Source organism: Mesorhizobium sp. M0029 (genome assembly GCF_040323735.1).
Taxonomy (GTDB): domain Bacteria; phylum Pseudomonadota; class Alphaproteobacteria; order Rhizobiales; family Rhizobiaceae; genus Mesorhizobium.
This window is the reverse complement of record NZ_JAMYVF010000013.1, coordinates 126,784-146,291: the sequence shown is the minus strand read 5'-3', so window position 1 is coordinate 146,291 and position 19,508 is coordinate 126,784. Positions and strand designations below refer to the sequence as shown.

General features: G+C 63.1%; 26 protein-coding genes. 18 read left to right on the top strand and 8 right to left on the bottom strand.

Annotated elements, in window-relative coordinates:
• Nucleotides 1-38 precede the first annotated feature (38 nt).
• On the top strand, nt 39-647 hold the full coding sequence (locus NKJ76_RS21540; protein ID WP_023710494.1) for a TetR/AcrR family transcriptional regulator: 609 nt from the start codon (nt 39-41) through the stop codon (nt 645-647).
• 62 nt (nt 648-709) lie between these two features.
• The gene (locus tag NKJ76_RS21535) at nt 710-1,108 is read left to right on the top strand and encodes a rhodanese-like domain-containing protein (protein WP_023688500.1); all 399 of its coding nucleotides are present in this window, start codon (nt 710-712) and stop codon (nt 1,106-1,108) included.
• Between the two features lie 45 nt (nt 1,109-1,153).
• On the opposite strand, the gene NKJ76_RS21530 is transcribed toward NKJ76_RS21535, so the two are convergent.
• Nucleotides 1,154-2,062: an alpha/beta hydrolase gene (locus NKJ76_RS21530; protein WP_023710493.1), complete on the bottom strand. Its 909-nt coding sequence runs from the start codon at nt 2,060-2,062 to the stop codon at nt 1,154-1,156.
• A gap of 48 nt (nt 2,063-2,110) precedes the next feature.
• Here NKJ76_RS21530 and NKJ76_RS21525 point away from each other — a divergent pair, with 48 nt between their 5' ends.
• Entirely contained in the window at nt 2,111-2,563 is a 453-nt protein-coding gene (locus NKJ76_RS21525) for a MarR family winged helix-turn-helix transcriptional regulator (protein ID WP_023668997.1), read from the top strand.
• Between the two features lie 26 nt (nt 2,564-2,589).
• Here the strand turns inward: NKJ76_RS21525 and NKJ76_RS21520 are convergent, their stop codons facing one another.
• Both NKJ76_RS21520 and NKJ76_RS21515 read right to left on the bottom strand, forming a co-directional pair.
• Nucleotides 2,590-3,201, bottom strand: a complete 612-nt coding sequence (locus NKJ76_RS21520; RefSeq protein ID WP_023726591.1) for a pyridoxamine 5'-phosphate oxidase family protein — start codon at nt 3,199-3,201, stop codon at nt 2,590-2,592.
• A 64-nt stretch (nt 3,202-3,265) separates the two neighbouring features.
• The gene (locus NKJ76_RS21515; protein ID WP_023668999.1) at nt 3,266-3,619 is read right to left on the bottom strand and encodes a gamma-butyrobetaine hydroxylase family protein; all 354 of its coding nucleotides are present in this window, start codon (nt 3,617-3,619) and stop codon (nt 3,266-3,268) included.
• 200 nt (nt 3,620-3,819) lie between these two features.
• On the opposite strand from NKJ76_RS21515, the gene moaA reads away from it, so the two are divergent.
• The 12 genes from moaA (at nt 3,820) to NKJ76_RS21455 (ending at nt 13,193) form a co-directional block, all read left to right on the top strand.
• Entirely contained in the window at nt 3,820-4,815 is a 996-nt protein-coding gene (gene moaA / locus NKJ76_RS21510; RefSeq protein WP_031196299.1) for a GTP 3',8-cyclase MoaA, read from the top strand.
• A gap of 55 nt (nt 4,816-4,870) precedes the next feature.
• Nucleotides 4,871-5,341 (top strand): hypothetical protein, encoded by a 471-nt coding sequence (locus NKJ76_RS21505; protein WP_352538309.1) that lies wholly within the window; start codon nt 4,871-4,873, stop codon nt 5,339-5,341.
• 121 nt (nt 5,342-5,462) lie between these two features.
• Nucleotides 5,463-5,819 carry a hypothetical protein gene (locus tag NKJ76_RS21500; protein ID WP_352538308.1) on the top strand — a complete coding sequence of 119 codons (357 nt, stop codon included), beginning with the start codon at nt 5,463-5,465 and terminating at the stop codon, nt 5,817-5,819.
• A 228-nt stretch (nt 5,820-6,047) separates the two neighbouring features.
• Nucleotides 6,048-6,968: a DMT family transporter gene (locus tag NKJ76_RS21495; protein WP_023682494.1), complete on the top strand. Its 921-nt coding sequence runs from the start codon at nt 6,048-6,050 to the stop codon at nt 6,966-6,968.
• Between the two features lie 7 nt (nt 6,969-6,975).
• Nucleotides 6,976-7,608, top strand: coding sequence for a molybdenum cofactor guanylyltransferase MobA (gene mobA / locus NKJ76_RS21490; RefSeq protein ID WP_023682493.1), 633 nt, complete (start codon nt 6,976-6,978; stop codon nt 7,606-7,608).
• Nucleotides 7,605-8,108 (top strand): molybdopterin-guanine dinucleotide biosynthesis protein B, encoded by a 504-nt coding sequence (mobB, locus tag NKJ76_RS21485; protein WP_023690740.1) that lies wholly within the window; start codon nt 7,605-7,607, stop codon nt 8,106-8,108. Before mobA ends, mobB begins: the two co-directional genes overlap by 4 nt.
• A gap of 317 nt (nt 8,109-8,425) precedes the next feature.
• A complete protein-coding gene (locus NKJ76_RS21480) occupies nt 8,426-9,211 on the top strand; it encodes an ABC transporter substrate-binding protein (protein WP_352497388.1) in 786 nt (261 codons plus the stop codon).
• Between the two features lie 78 nt (nt 9,212-9,289).
• Nucleotides 9,290-10,006 carry an ABC transporter permease gene (locus tag NKJ76_RS21475; protein ID WP_023669007.1) on the top strand — a complete coding sequence of 239 codons (717 nt, stop codon included), beginning with the start codon at nt 9,290-9,292 and terminating at the stop codon, nt 10,004-10,006.
• Nucleotides 10,003-10,833: an ABC transporter permease gene (locus NKJ76_RS21470; RefSeq protein WP_023688511.1), complete on the top strand. Its 831-nt coding sequence runs from the start codon at nt 10,003-10,005 to the stop codon at nt 10,831-10,833. The genes NKJ76_RS21475 and NKJ76_RS21470 overlap by 4 nt, the downstream gene beginning before the upstream one ends.
• A gap of 104 nt (nt 10,834-10,937) precedes the next feature.
• Nucleotides 10,938-11,807 (top strand): NAD(P)-dependent oxidoreductase, encoded by an 870-nt coding sequence (locus NKJ76_RS21465; protein WP_023755279.1) that lies wholly within the window; start codon nt 10,938-10,940, stop codon nt 11,805-11,807.
• Between the two features lie 9 nt (nt 11,808-11,816).
• The gene (locus NKJ76_RS21460; RefSeq protein ID WP_352538307.1) at nt 11,817-12,521 is read left to right on the top strand and encodes a DNA alkylation repair protein; all 705 of its coding nucleotides are present in this window, start codon (nt 11,817-11,819) and stop codon (nt 12,519-12,521) included.
• 102 nt (nt 12,522-12,623) lie between these two features.
• Nucleotides 12,624-13,193, top strand: a complete 570-nt coding sequence (locus NKJ76_RS21455; protein ID WP_352538306.1) for a DUF3299 domain-containing protein — start codon at nt 12,624-12,626, stop codon at nt 13,191-13,193.
• Between the two features lie 48 nt (nt 13,194-13,241).
• Here the strand turns inward: NKJ76_RS21455 and NKJ76_RS21450 are convergent, their stop codons facing one another.
• The 4 genes from NKJ76_RS21450 to NKJ76_RS21435 all read right to left on the bottom strand — a co-directional run bounded on the left by NKJ76_RS21450 (nt 13,242) and on the right by NKJ76_RS21435 (nt 15,768).
• The gene (locus tag NKJ76_RS21450; RefSeq protein WP_023669013.1) at nt 13,242-13,733 is read right to left on the bottom strand and encodes an Lrp/AsnC family transcriptional regulator; all 492 of its coding nucleotides are present in this window, start codon (nt 13,731-13,733) and stop codon (nt 13,242-13,244) included.
• Nucleotides 13,734-13,876: 143 nt separating this feature from the next.
• Entirely contained in the window at nt 13,877-14,494 is a 618-nt protein-coding gene (locus NKJ76_RS21445; protein ID WP_352538336.1) for a uracil-DNA glycosylase family protein, read from the bottom strand.
• Nucleotides 14,494-15,105: a glutathione S-transferase gene (locus tag NKJ76_RS21440; RefSeq protein ID WP_023750710.1), complete on the bottom strand. Its 612-nt coding sequence runs from the start codon at nt 15,103-15,105 to the stop codon at nt 14,494-14,496. The genes NKJ76_RS21445 and NKJ76_RS21440 overlap by 1 nt, the downstream gene beginning before the upstream one ends.
• A gap of 39 nt (nt 15,106-15,144) precedes the next feature.
• Nucleotides 15,145-15,768: a thermonuclease family protein gene (locus NKJ76_RS21435; RefSeq protein WP_023750711.1), complete on the bottom strand. Its 624-nt coding sequence runs from the start codon at nt 15,766-15,768 to the stop codon at nt 15,145-15,147.
• 75 nt (nt 15,769-15,843) lie between these two features.
• Here NKJ76_RS21435 and NKJ76_RS21430 point away from each other — a divergent pair, with 75 nt between their 5' ends.
• Complete coding sequence (locus tag NKJ76_RS21430; protein ID WP_023750712.1) at nt 15,844-17,358, top strand: sensor histidine kinase; 1,515 nt, start codon at nt 15,844-15,846, stop codon at nt 17,356-17,358.
• A 9-nt stretch (nt 17,359-17,367) separates the two neighbouring features.
• On the opposite strand, the gene NKJ76_RS21425 is transcribed toward NKJ76_RS21430, so the two are convergent.
• Nucleotides 17,368-18,366 carry a nicotinate-nucleotide--dimethylbenzimidazole phosphoribosyltransferase gene (locus NKJ76_RS21425; protein ID WP_352538305.1) on the bottom strand — a complete coding sequence of 333 codons (999 nt, stop codon included), beginning with the start codon at nt 18,364-18,366 and terminating at the stop codon, nt 17,368-17,370.
• Nucleotides 18,367-18,553: 187 nt separating this feature from the next.
• Between NKJ76_RS21425 and NKJ76_RS21420 the strand changes: the two genes are divergently transcribed.
• Both NKJ76_RS21420 and NKJ76_RS21415 read left to right on the top strand, forming a co-directional pair.
• A complete protein-coding gene (locus NKJ76_RS21420) occupies nt 18,554-18,787 on the top strand; it encodes a DUF1289 domain-containing protein (protein ID WP_031245492.1) in 234 nt (77 codons plus the stop codon).
• A gap of 13 nt (nt 18,788-18,800) precedes the next feature.
• On the top strand, nt 18,801-19,505 hold the full coding sequence (locus tag NKJ76_RS21415) for a TIGR02281 family clan AA aspartic protease (RefSeq protein ID WP_023726599.1): 705 nt from the start codon (nt 18,801-18,803) through the stop codon (nt 19,503-19,505).
• Nucleotides 19,506-19,508: the final 3 nt, after the last annotated feature.

Here is a 19,508-nt window from a genome sequence, read left to right as displayed (position 1 = left end):
AAGTGAATTATGTATCGATCAACACAGAAAAGAGCGCCATGCCGGAAAGAGGCCGCCCCCGCACCTTCGATCGAACCGCCGCCTTGCGGCAGGCGATGGAGCTGTTCTGGGCCAAAGGTTATGAGGGCACCTCGATCGCCGACCTGACCGCGGCGATGGGGATCAGCTCGCCCAGCCTCTATGCCGCCTTCGGCAGCAAGGAGGCGCTGTTTCTGGAAGCGACCGAGTATTACACCCGCAACGAAGGCACCGAGATCTGGAGCGCGCTGGACGAAGCGCCGACGGCATGCCAGGCGATCGAGAATTTCCTGCGCCAGACGGCAAAAGCGTACTCTCAGGACGACCGCCCGCAGGGCTGTCTCATCGCGCTGGGCGCACTGCACCAGGATTCAAGCAGCGGCGCGATCTGCGATGATTTGCGCCGCCGCCGCGCCGAAAACCACACCCTCTTGCTGAGACGGCTGGAACGCGGTGTGGCGGAAGGCGAATTGCCAGCGGGCTTCGACAGCAACGCGGCGGCGACCTTCTATGCGACGGTCCAGCACGGCATGTCGATCCAGGCCCGCGACGGCGCCTCGTGCGAAGCGCTGATGGCCACAGTGGCCGGAGCGATGGCGGCGTGGCAGGGGCTGGTCGGAACAGCGTGACAAAGCGCGGAGCTTGTGCTGGAAATCCAGTCGGCGGCGAAATGCGCCGGGAGGGATCATCCGTGAAAAAAGGGTATCGCGAGTTGCTCGACGAGGCCAATGCCGAGATCGAGGTGGTCTCGCCCGAGGAAGCGGCCGGGCTGCTCGACGACGAGGACACCATCTTCGTCGACCTGCGCGATCCACGCGAGATCGAGCGGGACGGCCAGATCCCCGGCGCCAAACATGTCACTCGCGGCATGCTGGAATTCTGGATCGATCCCGAAAGCCCTTACCACAAGCCGTTCTTTGCCTCGGGCAAAAGCTTCGTCTTCTTTTGCGCCGGCGGCTGGCGCTCGGCGCTGGCCACCAAGACGGCGCAGGATATGGGGCTGTCGCCGGTCAAGCACATCCTTGGCGGCTATACCGCCTGGAAGGCGGCCGGATTGCCCGTCGAGCCGGGCGGCAAGAAGAACGGTTAGCTCACCGCTCCGGCGTTGTCGGAGTCGACAATACACCCATTGGAATCAATGCAGTATCAGCTCGCGCTCGTTTTTGACAAAAGTCACAGCGCGTTCGACAACACCTTTGTCGGCGAGAATGCGACGGTGGCCGAGCCCATCGGCCCAGTGCAGCCGCACATGGCTGCCGGCGCCGGCATAACGTGTGGCATGATCGGCGGGGACTTCGCGGTCGTCCGGCGCGTGGATGACCAGCGTCGGCACCGGCGCCTCAGCCAACTGGCGGTCGCCGGTGAATTCATGCAGCGGCCGGCCCGACAGCCTTTTCACCTGATCGGCCATGGAAACCTGCGAACGCGGACCGACATTGAGCATGCGGCTGAAGTCGGCGAAGATCGCCGGCAGGGAACTTGGCGCGGCGACCAGCACCAGCCGCTCGGCCGCGACGGGCTGGATACCCTTGATCGAACCGGCAATGGCATTGGCGGCGACGGCGCCACCGAAGGAATGGCCGACGATCGCCTTGAACGGACCGAACCATTCGCCGGCGACCCTGACCGCCTCGACCGCATTGACCATATTGAGATGACGGCCCAGCGACTGGCCATGGCCCGGCAGGTCGAGCGAGGCGACCCGGTAGCCCGCATCGCGAAAGCCTTCGATCAGCGCCCGCATATATTCCGTGCGCGAACGCCAGCCATGGACCACCAGCACCGTGCCGGCGGACGCCCTGCCCGGCTCGGGCCGGAATTCGTGCACCATGACGCAGCCGGCCTTGGTCGTCAGCCGATGATGGCGCGCCTCGGCCATGAAGCCGGCGGCGCGGTCGACCGCACGCCGCTCGCCGTCGCTGAGCGCCTTCACGCTCGGCGTGCGGCAGAACAGTTCGAAGGCCGCGCGCCCGCTCAGACGCGGCGCCACAAGCTCGGCCGCGCCGAACACGCCCCGGATGACCTTCAGTCCAAATGATGCCATAGTGGCGATCCATCCATTCCGTTCAAGCATGAACATAATAGTTCAAACATGAACATTAAACAAGAGCTGCCCTGGGACAACCCGCGCTTTCGCAACTGGGTCGCGGTGGCGCGCGCCTGCCATGTGCTGGAGCGTGCGCTGGCGGTAAAGCTGGCGCCGCTGGACCTCAAGCCGGCGCAGCTCGACGTGCTGATGAACCTCTATCGCCATCCCGGCATGTCGCAGCACGATCTCGCCCGCAAACTGCTGGTCGGCCGCTCCAACATCACCATGCTGTTGCCGCAGCTCGAGGCGCGCGGCCTGTTGCGCCGCGAAGGCGACGAGAAGGACAAGCGCGTGCTGCGGCTGACGCTTACCGAGGCCGGCACGGAGCTCCTGATGAAAGCGCTGAAGGTGCATATGGCGCTGATCGAAAAGGCGATGAGCCAGTCGACAGCGGAACAGTGCGACATGATCGGCGAACAGATGCGCAAGATCTATGACGTGCTGAAGGATACCTGAGCCGTTCGATCCACGCGCCTCCCACCTCACCACATCGTCTTCTTCGCCCGCTCCGGCCATTCCTTGTCGTAAGTACCGGCATCGATATTCTTGCGGCTGGTGACTTCCAGGATTGTTCCGGGTGTCGGCAGCGATTTCGGGTCGACGTGCTTTGCCGGGTTCCACAGCTCCGAGCGAACGATGGCGCGGGCGCACTGGAAATAGACCGAATCGACATCGACCACGGTGACCGAGCGCGCCGGCTTGCCTTCGACGGCGAAGGAGGCGCAAAGCGCGGCGTCGGTGGCGATGCGGGCGCGGCCGTTGACGCGCAGCGTCGTGCCCGAACCCGGCACAAGAAACAGCAGCCCGACGCGAGGATCGCGGATGATGTTCTTAAGCGAATCGGCGCGGTTGTTGCCGCGTCGGTCCGGCATCATCAGCGTTCTCGGGTCATGCATGCGCACAAAGCCGGCGAGATCGCCGCGCGGCGAACAGTCCAGCCCTTCCGGCCCGCTCGTCGCCAGAGCGACAAAAGGCGAGGCTTCGATGAAGGCGGCATATTCGGGAATGACGTGGTCGAGTTCCTTGATCGTCGACGCTTCGCCGGGCAGGCCGTAGAGGGCTTCGAGCTGTTCGACCGTGGTGATGTCAGACATTTTCCCGTCTCCGAACCTTTGCCGGCGTTACCCCCAGTCAATGACGTTTTGCGGACAGTGCCGACTAGCGGTCGCGGCTCAGTCCCTTCTCCTGGAGCTCGGCGAGATAGGCATTCCAGCGCGCGTCCTTTTCGTGGCCAAGCGTGTGCAGGTAATTCCAGGTGAAGATGCCGGTGTCGTGAAAATCGTCGAAGGTGATGCGCACGGCGTAGTTGCCGACCGGCTCGATCTTCAGGATAGCAACGTTACGCTTGCCGGGAACCGTCACCCGCTGGTCCGGCGAATGGCCCTGCACCTCGGCCGAGGGTGAAGCGACGCGCAGCAGTTCGGCCGGCAGCTCGAACGGCCGATGATCGGGAAAGGTGACGGACAGCAGTTTTCTGTCCTTCGAGACCCTGAGTTCCTTCGGCGCCGTCATTGTTCTGCATCCCGCATCGATCCGCCCTTCCCTACGCTGCTTCGCGCGAGCGGAAAAGGCCATTTGGACCCGGCCGACATCGGATGTCGGCCGGGGAATGTCACCAAAGATCGAGAGCGGCTATCTTGAATGGCGGGTTGGATCGTATCACATAGCCGTATATAACGGCACCACTCGTAGCATTGGAAACGCTTGAACGCATGGACATGATCGATCCCTTCGGTCGCACGATCAGCTACTTGCGCGTGTCGGTCACCGACCGCTGCGATTTCCGCTGCACCTATTGCATGGCCGAGGACATGGCGTTCCTGCCCAAGAAGGACCTGCTGTCGCTCGAGGAACTCGACCGGCTCTGCACCGTCTTCATCGAAAAGGGCGTGCGCAGACTGCGCCTCACCGGCGGCGAGCCGCTGGTGCGCAAGAACATCATGCATCTGGTGCGCCAGCTGTCGCGGCACTTGAAGAGCGGCGCGCTGGAAGAGTTGACGCTGACCACCAATGGCTCGCAGCTGTCGCGCTTTGCCGCCGAGCTTGCCGATTGCGGTGTCGAGCGCATCAATGTCTCGCTCGACACGCTCGATGCCGACAAGTTCCACGCCATCACCCGCTGGGGCCATCTCGACAAGGTCATGCAAGGCATCGATGCCGCGCAGGCGGCGGGGCTGAAGGTGAAGCTCAACGCCGTTGCGCTGAAGGACTTCAACGACGTCGAGCTGCCGGAGATGATGCGCTGGGCGCATGGCCGCGGCATGGACTTGACCGTCATCGAAACCATGCCGATGGGCGAGATCGACGCCGACCGCACCGACCAGTATCTGCCGCTGTCGCTGCTGCGCGCTTCGCTCGAGCGCCAGTTCACGCTGAGCGACATCCCCTACAAGACCGGCGGTCCGGCCCGCTACGTCCATGTCGCAGAGACCGGCGGCAGGCTGGGCTTCATCACGCCGATGACGCATAATTTCTGCGAAAGCTGCAACCGGGTGCGGCTGACCTGCACCGGCACGCTCTATATGTGCCTGGGTCAGGAGGATGCCGCCGACCTGCGCGCGCCGTTGCGTGCCTCCGAAGGCAACGAGCTGGTCGCTGCTGCCATCGACGAAGCGATCGGCCGCAAGCCGAAGGGCCATGATTTCATCATCGACCGCCGCACCAGCCGCCCCTCGGTATCGAGGCATATGAGCGTCACCGGCGGCTGATTTTTTCCGAGATTTGGTGCAAGGAGTGTCTCCCATTGTTGGCTGGAGACATCGAATGAAGCGTCTTTCCATTGGATTGGCAGTTGCACTGATAGCGGCAGGCAGCGCCAATGCAGCGCCGTTCACCTACACCAATGCGCGCTTCGGCACGGTCTGCACCTTTCCCGACGACATCTTCACCGATCGCCAGCCCGAGCCGTACAATGGCGACGGACAGCAATGGCTCAGCGCCGACGGCGCCAGCCTGATCTGCTCCGGTATTTTCAACGTCAGTGACGACACCCCAAAGAGCTTCGTCGCCGAGGAGAGGGCAATCAAGGAAGCGGGCTACCAGATCAGCTACAGCAAGACCGGCAAGAACTGGGCGGTGCTGCCGGGACTGAAGGATGGCAAGATCTTTTACGAACGGCGCCTGTTCGGCAAGGACGGCGTCATCCGCACCGTGCGGATCGACTATCCGCCGGCCGTTAAAGCGAAATACGATCCGCTGGTCGGCGCCATCGCCGGCAGCCTCAAAGGACCGTGAGCTTTTCGGACACACACCAGAAAAAGTCTCATGCGCATATAGCTGGCGGATTTACCGCAAGCGCATTCGAGCCTAGATTCTTGGACATAGCGGCTCGTCGCTCGGTTTGGGGGAATACGACATGCGCACATTCTTACTTTCTCTTGCACTGCTTGGGTTTGCCGCCGCGCCGGCAGCAGCACAGTCCATCGGTGGCAGCTACACCGTCGCGGGCACCAATTTCGACGGCTCGAAATATGGCGGCGAAGCCACCATCACGCTGACCAGCGAGACCACCTGCACCATCCATTGGGAGACGGGCGGATCATCGTCGGACGGCATCTGCATGCACAACGACGATGCCTTCTCCGCCGGCTATGTCATGGGCAAGGAAATCGGTCTCGTCGTCTACAAGGTAGAGGATGACGGCTCGCTGCACGGCCTGTGGACCATCGCCGGTAAGAACGGCAGCGGCACCGAGGTGCTGACGCCGAAATGAGCCTGCCGGTCATCCGGCCAGCCCTCTCAGGGATTTCTATGGGTCACGGGTGAAAATCCATGGCCTATTTCTTTGACGTTGCTGTCTTGCCGCCGGCTGCTACAGGCTTGAGCGGTTCACCGCTTCGCCGAAACGTCGAACCGCTTTATTCTTTGTTTTCACGCAATTCCGGACGGAAAACCGTTTCACACTTTTCCTGGAATTGCTCTTGCAAAACCGGTAACGCCCTTGCCTCTTTCCCCAAACATTCGCGGCGCGCTGTGCATGATGGTGGCCATGATCGGCTTCACCCTCAACGACGCCATCACCAAGTTCTCGTCGGAATCGATGAACATGGCGCAGGTCATGCTGGTGCGCGGCGCCTTTGCGTCGCTGCTCGTCGGCCTGCTCGCCTGGCAGCAAGGCGCGCTCGCGCGACCGAGGTCGATGCTGCAGCCGCTGGTGGCGCTTCGCGTGGTCGCCGAGGCCGGCGCCACCGTCGCCTTCCTTGTGGCATTAGCGCATCTGCCGATCGCCAATGTCTCGGCGGTGCTGCAGGCGCTGCCGCTGGCGGTGACGATGGGGGCGGCACTCGTATTCAACGAAGCGGTCGGCTGGCGGCGCTGGCTGGCGATCGCGGTCGGCTTCGGCGGCGTTCTGATCATCGTGCGGCCAGGCTTCGAAGGCTTCAGCGTCTATTCGCTGTACGCACTCGTCAGCGTCGCCTGTTGCGCAGTACGTGACCTCGCCACCAAGCGCATCCCGAGGGCTATCCCGACCTTGCTGGTGTCGACGGCAACGGCAATCGCCATGACCATCGTTGGCGCCGTGCTGCTGTCGCCGATGGGCGGCTGGACGCCGATGTCCGGCAAAGGCACGGCACTTTTGGCATTGGCGGCGGTGCTGGTGCTGATCGGCTACCAGTTCATCATCATGGCAATGCGGGCTGGCGACATCTCCTTCATTGCGCCATTCCGCTACACGGCCCTCTTTTGGTCGATGCTGCTTGGCGTCATCATCTTCGGCGATGTCCCCGACCTGCCGATGATCTTCGGCTCCGCCATCATCATCGGCTCCGGCCTCTACGCGCTCTATCGCGAGCGGGTCGCCGGCCGGCAAAAACCCGCAGCCGAAAGCGCTGGACCCGACATGGCGCCGGACGGCATATAGCTTGGCCATGAGCCAAGACATTGCAGGAATTATCCTGGCCGGAGGCCTGTCACGGCGCATGGGCGGCGGCGACAAGACTTTGCTGGCGCTTGGCGGGCGTCCGCTTCTCGACCATGTCGTTGCCCGCCTGGCGCCGCAGGTCGGATCGCTGGCGCTCAGCGCCAATGGTGACCCGGCGCGCTTCGAGGCGGCCGGTCTTCCGGTTCTCGCCGATGCGGTGGAAGGCTATGCCGGACCGCTTGCCGGAATCCTCACCGGCCTCGAATGGGCGGCAGCGAATACCGCTTTCAAGGCATTGGCGACGGCCGCCGGCGACACGCCGTTCCTGCCGGTGGACCTGGTCGAGAGGCTGGCTGCGGCTGTTGACGAGCGACCAGGCTCCATCGCTGTTGCCAGTTCCGCCGGCCGGCAGCATCCGACCTTCGCGCTGTGGCCGCTCGGGCTGCGTGAGGCCTTGCGTCATTTCCTGATCGACGAGGACAACAGGCGCGTCTCCGCCTTCATCGAGCGGCACGACTGTGTCGAAGTGGAATTTCCGTTGCTGACCCACGGCAGTGACGAGATCGACCCGTTCTTCAACATCAACACACCGCACGACCTTGCGGTGGCCGAGCGTCTGTTGCAGAGCATCGGCCCATGAACATCTTCGGCATCACCGGCTGGAAGAATTCCGGCAAGACCACACTGACCGAGAAGCTGGTCACAGAGCTCGTCCGGCGCGGCTGGACAGTGTCGACGGTCAAACACGCCCATCATGAGTTCGACATCGACAAGCCTGGCGCCGACAGCTTTCGTCACCGCCAGGCGGGCGCCACCGAAGTCGCGGTGGTGTCGGGCAAACGCTGGGCGCTGATGCATGAATTGCGCGGTGAGGACGAGCCGACGCTGGAGACGGTCCTGTCGCGGTTGGCCCCGTGCGACATCGTGCTGGTCGAAGGCTACAAGCGCGAGGCGCACAAAAAGATCGAGACCCGGCGGCGGGAGGCCAAGGACCGCTCGCCGCTGTCGGCGAACGACGGACATATCGTGGCGATTGCCGCCGACTTCGCGGTTACCGGCGAAAGCCTGCCTGTGTTCGATCTCGACGACACGGGAGGGATAGCCGACTTCATCGAGCGCATGACCGGCCTCAAACCTTGAGGTCCCTGCCCTCGCCCGGTTCAGCCGCCCTCTTCAGCCGTTGCATTGTCTAAGCGCGCCGCGCCTGAACGGCCATGCGACGCGCTTCAGGTTGTTTTATTTATGCATGTCGTCGTCCCAAAACCGCTGCGCACTTTTGGGCGACATGCATTAACCCGGCGTCGGCATTGGCTGGACCCGCAAATCCCGCAAGCAACGGTTTTACAGTTGCTTTTCTCCCGAAAACAGTGGGAGTATCGCGCCAGCGGGCGGTCAAAAGCACCGCCCCACAGAGCCGTTCCGGAACGACGGCCGGGAGCCATAAAGAGAGGACTATCATGCGTATTGCACTGCGTATCGCGCTCGCCGCATCGGCTGCGCTGCTGACGCTCGGCGTCGCCCAGGCTCAGGAAACGACCCTGAGAATCGGCACCGAAGGCGCCTACCCCCCATTCAACAACCTGACCTCCGACGGCCAGCTCGTCGGCTTCGACATCGACATCGCCAAGGCGCTCTGCGACGAGATGAAGGTCAAGTGCACCTTCGTCGCCCAGGATTGGGACGGCATCATTCCCGCCCTGCAGGCCGGCAAGTTCGACGCCATCGTCGCCTCGATGTCGATCACGCCGGAGCGCGCCGAGAAGGTCGACTTCACCCACAAATACTACAACACGCCGTCGGCGATCGCGGTACCCAAGGATTCGACCCTCAAGGGCGTGACCAAGGAAGACCTGGCCGGCAAGACCATCGGCGTCGCAACCACGACGACGCATTTCAATTACGCCTCGAAAACCTATACGGACAGCACGGTCAAGGGCTATCCGAGCAGCCCCGAAGAGCAGGCCGATCTCGCCAATGGCCGTCTCGACGCGATCGAGGACGATATCGTCGTGTTGCAACAGTTCCTGGATTCGCCTGATGGCGCCTGCTGCAAGATTCTCGGCCAGCCTTCGCCGCAGCCGGTCGATATCTTTGGACCGGGCGCCGGCATCGCCGTGCGCAAGGGCGAGAAGGATCTGGTCAACAAGTTGAACAGCGCCATCGACGCAATCCGCGCCAACGGAAAGTACAAGGAAATCAACGACAAGTACTTCAAGTTCGACGTCTTCGGCGCCGAGTCCTGATCGTCTGAAACAAGGCGGCGGCAGGGGAAGTTTCCTGCTGCCGCCTTGGCCTGACAGAAGTGGAGACAAGACCCGTCAATGCCAAGCCAGAACATATGGATACTTCTCACTTGGGGACCCGATGGCTGGATTGACGATATTGCCTATGGCGCACTGGTCACCATTGCGCTCGCGCTGGCGACACTGCCGATCGGCCTGACGATCGGCTTTTTCGTCGCCTGGGCAAAACAATCCGAAGAGCCGTCGCTTCGCGTGGCTGCCAACATCTACACCACGGTGTTTCGCGGACTGCCGGAACTGGTGACGCTTTTCCTGTTCTTCTTCGGCATGCCGATCCTCTTGCAGTATGTCATCCGTCTGTTCAGGCCGGAAGCGACGGTCGATGTCGACAGCTTCCTCGCCGGCATGATCGTGCTGTCGTTGATCTTTTCGTCGTATTCCAGCGAAGTCTTCCTGTCGGCCTTTCGCGCCATTCCGAAGGGCCAGTATGAGGGCGGCTATGCGATCGGGCTGTCGAAATGGCAGACGATGCGCAAGGTGATCCTGCCGCAGCTGCTGCGCATCGCCTTCCCCGGCCTTGAGAATTGCTGGCTGAGCCTGCTCAAGGACACGGCCCTGGTGTCGGTCGTCAACCTGGCTGAAACCTTGCGCAACGCCGGCGTGGCGGCCCGTGTCACCAAACATTCCTTCCTGTTCTACAGCGTCGCGGCGATGGTGTTCCTTATCCTTGCCATCCTGTCGTCGATCGCCACCGGCTTCATCCTGCGTTCGCTCGGGAGGAGGGAGGCACGATGAGCGTCGTGACGCGCGCCGCCGTCGACATCGAGAAGCCACCACCACGGGCGCGAGGCTGGCCGCGGGCCCGTATCGTCGGCTACGCGCTGGTCGGCTTCTGGATCCTGTTCGGCATCGGCATCGCCGTCTATCTGGTTTACGCTTGGAATGGCGAATTCTTCGCCAGATACGCGCCGGCCTATCTGCAGGGCTTGGGAACCACGCTTGCGCTGGTGGCCATCTCGATGGTGCTCGGCGCGCTTTTTTCGCTGCCCGTCACCTATGCCCGCATGTCGAAGAACCGCTATCTGTCCGTCCTGGCCTATTGCTACGTCTACTTCTTCCGCGGCACGCCGCTGCTGGTCCAGGTCTATCTCGTCTATTACGGCCTGGGCTCATTCCGGGTGCAGCTCGAATCCGTCGGGCTGTGGTGGTTCTTCCGCGACGCCTTCAATTGCGGTGTGTTCGCCTTCGCGCTCAACACCGCCGCCTACCAGGCCGAAATCCTGCGCGGCGCCATCGAGAGTGTTCCGAGGGGCCAATGGGAGGGCGCTGCTTCGCTCGGCCTGCACAAGCTGCAGACGCTGCGCAAGGTCATCCTGCCCCAAGCGTTTATCGTGGCGCTCCGACCCTACGGCAACGAGCTCGTCTTGATGATCAAGGCCTCTGCCATCGTTGCCATCATCACCGTCTATGATTTGATGGGCAACGCGAAGCTCGCCTACGCCAAGTCCTTCGACTTCCAGGCCTATGTCTGGGTCGCCATCGTCTATCTGGTGATGGTCGAGATCCTGCGCCACGGCGTCGAATGGATCGAGCGACGGATCACCATTCATCTGATCCGCTGAGCGGTCGGCTGTACCAGTCGATCGGCTCATGCGCGTCTTGACGAATTGTGTGCAGTGCCTAGAGCTTGCGCTGACAATTTCGCTTTCATCTGAAGGGCAAACCCATGGCATCTGTGGCATTTCTCGGTCTTGGCGTGATGGGCTATCCCATGGCCGGGCACCTCAGGAACAAAGGTGGCCATGAGGTCACCGTCTACAACCGCACCGCAGCGAAAGCCGAGCAATGGGTTGCCCAGCATGGCGGCAAGCTTGCTTTGACGCCGGCAGAGGCCGCAGAGGGCCAGGATTTCGTCTTCTCCTGCGTCGGCAATGACGACGATCTGCGCTCGGTGACGACCGGGGCCGATGGCGCCTTCGCCGCGATAAAAAAAGGCTCCGTTTTCATCGACAACACCACCGCCTCGGCCGAAGTCGCGCGCGAACTGGCCGACGCCGCTGAAAAGGCCGGCTTTTCCTTCCTCGACGCGCCGGTTTCCGGCGGCCAGGCGGGCGCCGAGAACGGCGTGCTGACGGTGATGGTCGGCGGCGAGCAGGCTGCCTTCGACAAGGCCAGGCCGGTCATCGACGCCTTTGCCCGGATGGTCGGGCTGATGGGTCCGTCGGGCGCCGGCCAGCTCACGAAAATGATCAATCAGATCACCATTGCCGGGCTGGTTCAGGGACTGGCCGAAGGCATCCATTTCGGCAAGAAGGCCGGGCTCGACATCGAGAAGGTCATCGAGGTGATTTCCAAGGGCGCTGCCGGGTCATGGCAGATGGAGAACCGACACAAGACGATGAATGCCGGTAAATATGATTTCGGCTTTGCCGTCGACTGGATGCGCAAGGATCTCGGCATCTGCCTCGATGAAGCCGACCGCAATGGCGCCAGACTGCCGGTGACCGCCCTTGTCGACCAGTTCTACAAGGATGTGCAGGCGATGGGCGGCAAGCGCTGGGACACCTCGTCCCTGCTGGCGCGCCTGGAAAAATAGGCGTTCGCAATGGCCGAGCTTTCGCCCCAATCGAGCGCCGATGAGATCGTCGCCCAATTGCGCTCGATCGGCTCGGAGAACAATCGCCGCGGTATGCTGCGCTACGGCATCAAGATCGAGCGCGCGCTCGGCATCTCGCATGGCATGCAGCGGCAGATCGCCAAAGAGATCAAGCGCAACCACGAGCGTGCTTTCGAGCTTTGGCAGACCGGCATCATGGAGGCGCAGTTCATCGCTTCCGTCACGGCCGACCCGAAGCGCTTCTCAGCCGCGGATGCACGACAATGGGCCGCGTCCTTCGATTCCTGGGATATCGTCGACGGCGTCTCCGATCTCTTCGTCGACACGGACGCCTGGAAGGAGCTGATCGAAGAGTTCGCGGCGGACGAGCGCGAGTTTGTTCGACGCACGGCCTTTGCGATGATGGCGTGGTCCGTCGTGCACCGGAAGCAGGAGCCGGTGGCGACTTTCCTCGGCTTCCTGCCGATCATCGAAGCGCATGCCACCGACAGCCGCAATTTCGTGAAGAAGGCGGTAAACTGGGCGCTTCGTTCGATCGGAAAGCGATCGTTGGAGATGCACGGCGCTGCCCTTGCCGTCGCCGAACGACTGGCCCAGTCGGCCGACAAGACGGCGCGCTGGATTGGCAAGGACGCTGTCAGGGAACTCACCAATGCCAAGATCATCGAGCGGATCGCCGCCAGAAAAGGCTGACCTAGCAACCCGTTTGCCAACGCAACCTGGCCGCCGGCTCTCGCAGACATATGATGCGGCTCAAGCGTTGACGCAATTGGCCAGGACGTCTTTACTCGGCCTATGACCAAACATCTCCAATCGACCCTCGCGCTTGCAGCCGCGTTGTTGACAGCCGGCACCTTCGACGCCTCAGCGCAAACCGCGCATATCTTTTGGAAGGATCTCCGCCCGGCGACGCAGGCGGTGGCCGAAGATGCCGGCCTGCCGATGATTGCGGCAAAACTGCCCGATCGTGGCGAGACATTGTCGCTCAACCTGCAGGACAAGACGGTACAATTAGCCGGCTATGCATTGCCGGTCGACCGTGATGGCGATCTCGTCTACCAGTTCCTGCTGGTGCCGTGGACAGGCGCTTGCAGCCACATGCCGACGCCGCCGCCCAACCAGATCGTGCTGGTGACGCCGGCCCGTCCCTACAAGATGTCGCAGGCCTATGAGTCGGTTGCCGTGACCGGCGCCTTGCGGCCCGGCTTGGAGAAGAGCCAGTTGTTCATTCTCGACGGCGTCAGCATCATCCAGTCCGGCTACACCGTACGCAAAGCCGATGTGGTGGCAGTCGACACGGTGGCGGACACGATCACGCTGCCGGTCAACTCGCCCTGGGGTTTCCTCAACAAAAAGAAAAACTAAGCGCCGCCTGCTTGTGCAGCGTCACCGCCCAGTCACGGACAACCGCGCTCAGGCCGCGTTGGCGCCGGATTCCTTGTCCAGCAGCATGTAGTCGAGCGGCATTTCGGTCGTGTACTTGATCTGCTCCATGGCGAAGGACGACGACACGTCGCGGATCTCGATCTTGGCGATCAGCCGCTTGTAGAAGGCGTCATAGGCGGCGATATCGGGCACCACGACGCGCAGGAGATAGTCGACGTCGCCGCTCATGCGGTAGAATTCGACAACTTCGGGAAATTCCTGGATGACTTCCGAGAAACGCCGCAGCCATTCATGGCTGTGCGAATTGGTGCGGATCGACACGAAGACGGTGACGCGCACATTGACCTTTTCGTGGTCGAGGATGGCGACGCGCCGCTTGATGACTCCCTCTTCCTCCAGCTTCTGGATGCGGCGCCAGCACGGCGTCGTCGACAGGCCGACTTTCTTGGCGACATCGGCAACCGCGAGCGTCGCGTCCTCCTGCAGGAGGCGGAGAATTTTTCTGTCGAGGCGATCCATTGAGGTGCTCCTGGTGCAGGCCGCGTTCCCTCGGGCGCGACGCGCTTTGGGAATAGATTGGCTATATTCCCTCTTATTTCGACCTTTCACAAGAAAGAAATTCTGCCGGATGGCACAAAAGCGAGTGATATCTTGCTTAAAGTCTAATCTATGCGATAGCGGATTTCCGATCTCAGAAACGGCAGCAAATCCATTTCAAACCATGGATTCTGCTTCAGCCATCCTGAGTTGCGCCATGACGGGTGTGGCAGCGGCAGCACTTTCGGGCTGGCCAGCGCATCCCAGATGGTGCGCCAGTCCTTCACGGTTTCGGTCAGCGACGGCCGGCGCGTGGCGCCCATATGCCAGGATTGCGCGTAGGAGCCGATTGTCAAGACGAGGTCGATCTGCGGCATCAGCGCCATCAGCGGCGCGCGCCAGGCCAGCGCGCATTCTCGGCGCGGCGGCAGGTCGCCGCCCTTTGCGTCCTGGCCGGGGAAGCAGAACCCCATCGGCAAGATGGAGAATTTTTCCGTGTCGTAGAATTCCTCGCTGGTTACGCCCAGCCAGCTTCGCAAGCGGTCGCCGGACGCGTCGGTGAACGGCATGCCCGACAAATGCACCTTTGTGCCTGGCGCCTGGCCGGCGAGCAGGATGCGGGCGCTGGATGATGGCAGCAGCACCGGGCGCGGCTCGTGCGGCAGTGGCCTGCCGACTGGAGTGTCGACGCAGATGCGGCAGGCGCGGACCTTTGCCGTCAGGCGTTCGAGTTCCGCCTCCATCAGGCGGAAGCGCTCGGGCGACTGGAGACGGCACTGTACCAGCGCAGCACGTTGGTGCACTCGTCCGGCACTTTGATGCGCGCCGGTTTCATGAAATCCATGGCGATCATGCCGGTGATATCGGCGATCGAATAGGCGTCGCCGGCGGCGAAGTCGCGGTTTGCCAGTTCGGGGTCGAGCAGTTTCAGGAATTCAACCGCTTTCGCCTTGTTGGCCTCGCCCCATTCGGGGATCTGCGGAATTTCCCATTCCTTCATCGCCGGATGGATGTGGCGAAAAGCCTGGGCGACGCAGCTGAGCAGATTGAACTCCATGCGCCTTTGCCACATCTCGACCTTGGCCTTGCCGAGCGCGCCTTGCCCGAACAGCGCCGGTTCGGGATGCAGTTCCTCGAAATAGCGGCAGATGGCGACGGATTCGGTGAGGATGGTGCCGTCGTCGAGCTCGAGCACCGGCAGCCGCTGCAGCGGGTTGCGCGACCTGACCGGCTCCTGCTTGTGCCCCATCGCACCCATGTCGACCGGCACCAGCGGCACTGCGATGCCCTTTTCGGCGAGGAAAACCCGTACCCGCCGCGGGTTGGGGGCGCGGCCGCCGTCGAACAGTTTCATGCTTATCCTCCCGATCTGGTCCTTCAACTATAGTGCTCGTCACCAGAAGCGAAACATCTCTCGCAAGGCGTCACCGACCGAAGCCAGGGTGCCGTGCTTTCTTTCGAGCGGGCCGCCGTGGTGGCTTTCGCGCCAGTCTTGCGGCTGATCGAAAGTGCCGGCCCAGATGCCAACCTTGCCGGCGCGGGCAATGGCCTGCTCGGTGTCGAAATCGCCATAGGCAATGGCCCAGCCGGCCTCAACCTGGGCCCGGTTGAGATCCTTTCCACCGGCCTTGCAATCGCCGAGCAGGCGGCCGTAGCGGTCGCGCTGCCAGCCGCTGCAGGTCACCGGATTTCCTGATATCAGCCGCACCAGCGCCTGGCGCGCCAGCCTGCCGCAAGCGTAGTCTGCGCCATCCCTACGGCAGATCTGCTGGTATTCCGGAGCGTCGATGCCGCGCATGCGGATACGTTCGGTGCCAAGAGTGAGTGAATCGCCATCGTTGACGATCGCCACCCCTTGCGCCTTGCGCGTCTCGAAACGGTCGAGGCGTGCGGCGAGCAGGATCAGCAGGCCGAGCAGAATGACCGTCAGCGCGTAATCCAGCAGCTTGCGCCACAGGCTTCGCGGCGGCGGCGGATAGTATCGCCGGCGCGGCCTTGGCGACCACGAACGGCTCATATGGCAAACAGTCTCTTAATCATTCGAACGTAGCTTAACGAATTGAGATCGCTGCGCGCATAAATCGAAGTTTCCATGCCTCTGCTACGCTCGAACAAAGCGGATAAATTCATTGTGGACCGCCGGAAACCGCACCGCAACAGCGATGTGGCGCGCGCGGTGCGCAAGACGCGCGACCGTCTTTCGCAGCAGGTTGGCAATCTCGACTTCGACCGTGAACTGCTGAAGCTGCATGCCGGGACCATGGTGCGCGGCGCAGCCGTCATCCCACTGCTGGTGTTGGCGGTCGCGGCGGCCGGGCTGCTGGCCGGTGTGGACAGCGTCTGGGCGCTGTTCACCCTGATCTGCTATTCGATCGTCGCCTTCATGGCGCGCCGCGTCGAGCGCACCGAAGCCGCCGAGCTCAATCCTGTTCACACCCGCAGGGATTTCCTGATCGGACATTCGCTGTGCGGCCTCGGCTGGGCGTGGTTCGCATGGCTCGGCTGCGCCACCTGCCAGATCGACCAGTTCCAGGCCGCCAAGGCGGTGGTGCTGCTGCTGGCCATGGCGGCGACCGCTATCATGGCGTCGTCCTTGCGCGGCTCTCTGCTTGCCACCTTCGTCGTTCCGGTGGCGGTCTATGCCTATGCTGAAACGAAATTTTGGGTGCCGGTCGGGACGATCATGGTCGCCCTGCTGGTCGCGGCATTGCCGTTCTTTGCCTATATCGCGCGCCATCTCAACCGCTCGTCGCTGATACTTCTGTCCTTCCGCTCCGAAAAGGATGCGCTGCTCGCCGAGGTGGAGACCGCGAAATCGATGTCGGACGAAGCTCGTCGGCGGGCCGAAGACGCCAATCTGGCGAAGTCGCGCTTCCTTGCTTCTATGAGCCATGAGCTCAGGACGCCCCTCAACGCCATTCTCGGTTTTTCCGAGGTGATGGCCAATGAGGTGCTCGGGCCGATGAGCAACCCGACCTATCGCGACTACGCCCGCGACGTGCACGATTCCGGCCAGCATCTGCTCGACCTGATCAACGAAATCCTCGATCTGTCTCGCATCGAGGCCGGCCGCTATCAGCTCAACGAAGAGCCGGTGATGCTGCTCAACATCGCCGAAGATTGCTGCCACATGATGGAATTGAAGGCGCGCAACAAGGACATCCGCATCGTCCAGGATTTCGAAAGTGCCCTGCCGCGGCTGTTCGCCGACGAGCGCGCGGTGCGGCAGATCACGCTCAACCTCCTGTCCAACGCCATCAAATTCACCGCCACCGGCGGCGAAGTTCGCGTGCGCGTCGGCTGGACGGCGGGCGGCGGCCAGTACATTTCGGTCAAGGACAATGGGCCGGGCATACCGGAAGACGAAATCCCGATCGTGCTGTCCGCCTTCGGCCAGGGCTCGATCGCCATCAAGAGCGCCGAACAGGGCACCGGGCTCGGACTGCCGATTGTGCAGGGCCTGCTCGCCATGCATGGCGGCGAATTCGAACTTCAGTCGAAATTGCGCGAAGGCACCGAGGCAATCGCCATCTTCCCGCTCGCCCGAGTGATGGAGGAACTGCCGGCGCTGCCAACCAAGACCGTGGCGGCGGCCCGCCGACGTTGACAGCTTGTTCTAGGCTTTGACCGCCGCCGCCATGCCCGAACTGGTAAGCGCCGCCGCCTTGACCAGACCGGCGGCAAGGGCGGCCCCTACCCCTTCGCCGTGGCTGATGCCGAGATCAAACAGCGGCCTGAGGCCGAGCCGCTCGGCGGCAAGCCTTTGGCCGGGTTCAGGCGACTGGCTGGCCAGCAGGCAATGGTCGAGCGCACCCGGGTTGGCGGCATGCAGCACGGCAGCGGCAGCGGTCGCGGCGAAGCCGTCGAGCAGCACCGGGATTTTTTGCATCCGGGCGGCGAGGATGGCGCCGGCAATGGCCGCAAACTCGCGGCCACCGACCCGGCGCAGTGCTTCCAACGGGTCCTTCAGAGCCGCACCATGGAAGGCGACGGCTGCATCGACTACATCAGCCTTGCGCGCCTGCATGGCCGCGTCGGCACCGGAGCCGGGGCCGACCCAGTCGGCGCCGCTGCCACCGAACAGGGCGGCGCACAAAGCCGCCGCAACGGTGGAGTTGCCGACGCCGAGATCGCCGAGGCAAATCAGATCGGAGCCACCGGCAATGGCTTCCATGCCGAAGGCCATGGTGGCGGCGCAGCCGCGTTCGTCGAGGGCGGCGTCCTCGGTGATGTCGGCGGTCGCAATGTGCAGCGCCAGATCGAACACCTTGAGGCCAAGATTGTTGGCGACGCAAATCTGGTTGATTGCCGCACCGCCGGCGGCGCACAGCTCAACGGCGTTTGCGGTCTCAGCGACAGGGCGCGGCGAGATGCCGTGGCGGGTCACGCCATGGTTGCCGGCGAAGATCGCCACCAGGGGCCGGTTCACCGCCGGCGGGGCGCGCCCGCTCCAGGCAGCAAGCCAGGCGGCGATGTCCTCGATGCGGCCAAGCGAGGCTTTCGGCTTGTCGGCCTTGGAAAACAGGGTGGGGCCCCGGGGTTTAGCGCCTGTATAGGCCGGCGGCGGGCTCGCCAGCAGATTGCGAAAGTCGTCGAAGGGCAGCGCGCTGGTCATGTCGGTCCTGATCATTCCCTGTGGTTGATCAGCGGCATAACCGCCTTGCCCGGCCGGCACAACTCCCCTCGACATTGGCGCGAAAGCAGTTGCCCGCGCCGCATTCCGAAGGGCTTGCATTGGCTTTGCCGTTGCACCATGTGGAGATGGAACGAGGGATTCCGGACGGAACCTTCAAGAGAAAGTCATGACGGCCATCGAATCCCCGTGCATCCTGGTCTGTTCGATCGACATGAAAACCGGCTTCTGCTTCGGCTGCGGCCGCACGCGCGATGAAATCGGCGCCTGGATTGGGATGACGCCGGAGGTACGCCGCAGCGTCATGGCCGAGTTGCCGGCCCGATTGGAAACGGTCGAGCGCCGGCCGCGCCGGGAAACACGCCGCAGCCGCATGGCGCGCGAGCGCGACGTCCTCTCTTGAAACGGCAGGTCCAATGAACCGACTGTTCTGGATCGTGATGGCGGCAATCGGCCTCGGGCTGGTGCTGCTGATGATCAACAACGACGCCGGCAGCACGTTCGGCATCGAGAATTACGATTTCAGCCGTCTGGTCTGGCTGGGGGCGATCGGCTTGCTGGTCAGCGCCGGCCTTGTCCGGTCCGGCAGGCCGCTCGGCGTCATGGCCCGCAATCTCGGCACGTGGGCCCTGATCGTGCTGGCGCTCGTCGCCGGCTACCAGTACCGCTACGAGTTGCAGGATTTCGCCAGCCGGGTGACGGCGGGCCTCGTTCCCGGCAGCCCGCTGGCGCTCGGCGTCGAGGACGGCCATGCCACCGTGACCCTGGACAAGGCCGACAGCGGCCATTTCGAGGCCCGCATCACGATCAACGGCGCGCCGATCCGCACCGTCGTCGATACCGGCGCGACCAGTACAGTGCTCACCGCCGAAGACGCGCAGGCGGCCGGCTTCAATCCGGCCGCGCTGAGCTTCACCGTCCCGGTCTCGACCGCCAATGGCATGGCACGCGCCGCTTCGGTGCGCACCGACGAACTGGCGATCGGCGGCATCGTGCGCAAGAACATGCAGGTGATGGTCGCCGCGCCCGGCGCGCTCAGCCAGAGCCTGCTCGGCATGAACTTCATCGGTTCCCTGTCGGGTTTCGACGTGCGCGGCGACCGGATGATTCTGCGCGACTGAACT

Excerpts from the sequence above, each read along its gene's own strand:
- NKJ76_RS21435 (WP_023750711.1), bottom strand. The coding sequence starts at position 15,768 with ATGAGCCGTTCGTGGTCGCCAAGGCCGCGCCGGCGATACTATCCGCCG.
- NKJ76_RS21445 (WP_352538336.1), bottom strand. The coding sequence starts at position 14,494 with ATGGAGGCGGAACTCGAACGCCTGACGGCAAAGGTCCGCGCCTGCCGC.
- NKJ76_RS21470 (WP_023688511.1), top strand. The coding sequence starts at position 10,003 with ATGAGCGTCGTGACGCGCGCCGCCGTCGACATCGAGAAGCCACCACCA.
- mobB (WP_023690740.1), top strand. The coding sequence starts at position 7,605 with ATGAACATCTTCGGCATCACCGGCTGGAAGAATTCCGGCAAGACCACA.
- NKJ76_RS21475 (WP_023669007.1), top strand. The coding sequence starts at position 9,290 with ATGCCAAGCCAGAACATATGGATACTTCTCACTTGGGGACCCGATGGC.
- moaA (WP_031196299.1), top strand. The coding sequence starts at position 3,820 with ATGGACATGATCGATCCCTTCGGTCGCACGATCAGCTACTTGCGCGTG.
- NKJ76_RS21465 (WP_023755279.1), top strand. The coding sequence starts at position 10,938 with ATGGCATCTGTGGCATTTCTCGGTCTTGGCGTGATGGGCTATCCCATG.
- NKJ76_RS21450 (WP_023669013.1), bottom strand. The coding sequence starts at position 13,733 with ATGGATCGCCTCGACAGAAAAATTCTCCGCCTCCTGCAGGAGGACGCG.
- NKJ76_RS21520 (WP_023726591.1), bottom strand. The coding sequence starts at position 3,201 with ATGTCTGACATCACCACGGTCGAACAGCTCGAAGCCCTCTACGGCCTG.
- NKJ76_RS21455 (WP_352538306.1), top strand. The coding sequence starts at position 12,624 with ATGACCAAACATCTCCAATCGACCCTCGCGCTTGCAGCCGCGTTGTTG.
- NKJ76_RS21415 (WP_023726599.1), top strand. The coding sequence starts at position 18,801 with ATGAACCGACTGTTCTGGATCGTGATGGCGGCAATCGGCCTCGGGCTG.
- NKJ76_RS21440 (WP_023750710.1), bottom strand. The coding sequence starts at position 15,105 with ATGAAACTGTTCGACGGCGGCCGCGCCCCCAACCCGCGGCGGGTACGG.
- NKJ76_RS21540 (WP_023710494.1), top strand. The coding sequence starts at position 39 with ATGCCGGAAAGAGGCCGCCCCCGCACCTTCGATCGAACCGCCGCCTTG.
- mobA (WP_023682493.1), top strand. The coding sequence starts at position 6,976 with ATGAGCCAAGACATTGCAGGAATTATCCTGGCCGGAGGCCTGTCACGG.
- NKJ76_RS21515 (WP_023668999.1), bottom strand. The coding sequence starts at position 3,619 with ATGACGGCGCCGAAGGAACTCAGGGTCTCGAAGGACAGAAAACTGCTG.
- NKJ76_RS21420 (WP_031245492.1), top strand. The coding sequence starts at position 18,554 with ATGACGGCCATCGAATCCCCGTGCATCCTGGTCTGTTCGATCGACATG.
- NKJ76_RS21525 (WP_023668997.1), top strand. The coding sequence starts at position 2,111 with ATGAACATTAAACAAGAGCTGCCCTGGGACAACCCGCGCTTTCGCAAC.
- NKJ76_RS21530 (WP_023710493.1), bottom strand. The coding sequence starts at position 2,062 with ATGGCATCATTTGGACTGAAGGTCATCCGGGGCGTGTTCGGCGCGGCC.
- NKJ76_RS21480 (WP_352497388.1), top strand. The coding sequence starts at position 8,426 with ATGCGTATTGCACTGCGTATCGCGCTCGCCGCATCGGCTGCGCTGCTG.
- NKJ76_RS21460 (WP_352538307.1), top strand. The coding sequence starts at position 11,817 with ATGGCCGAGCTTTCGCCCCAATCGAGCGCCGATGAGATCGTCGCCCAA.
- NKJ76_RS21425 (WP_352538305.1), bottom strand. The coding sequence starts at position 18,366 with ATGACCAGCGCGCTGCCCTTCGACGACTTTCGCAATCTGCTGGCGAGC.
- NKJ76_RS21500 (WP_352538308.1), top strand. The coding sequence starts at position 5,463 with ATGCGCACATTCTTACTTTCTCTTGCACTGCTTGGGTTTGCCGCCGCG.
- NKJ76_RS21505 (WP_352538309.1), top strand. The coding sequence starts at position 4,871 with ATGAAGCGTCTTTCCATTGGATTGGCAGTTGCACTGATAGCGGCAGGC.
- NKJ76_RS21430 (WP_023750712.1), top strand. The coding sequence starts at position 15,844 with ATGCCTCTGCTACGCTCGAACAAAGCGGATAAATTCATTGTGGACCGC.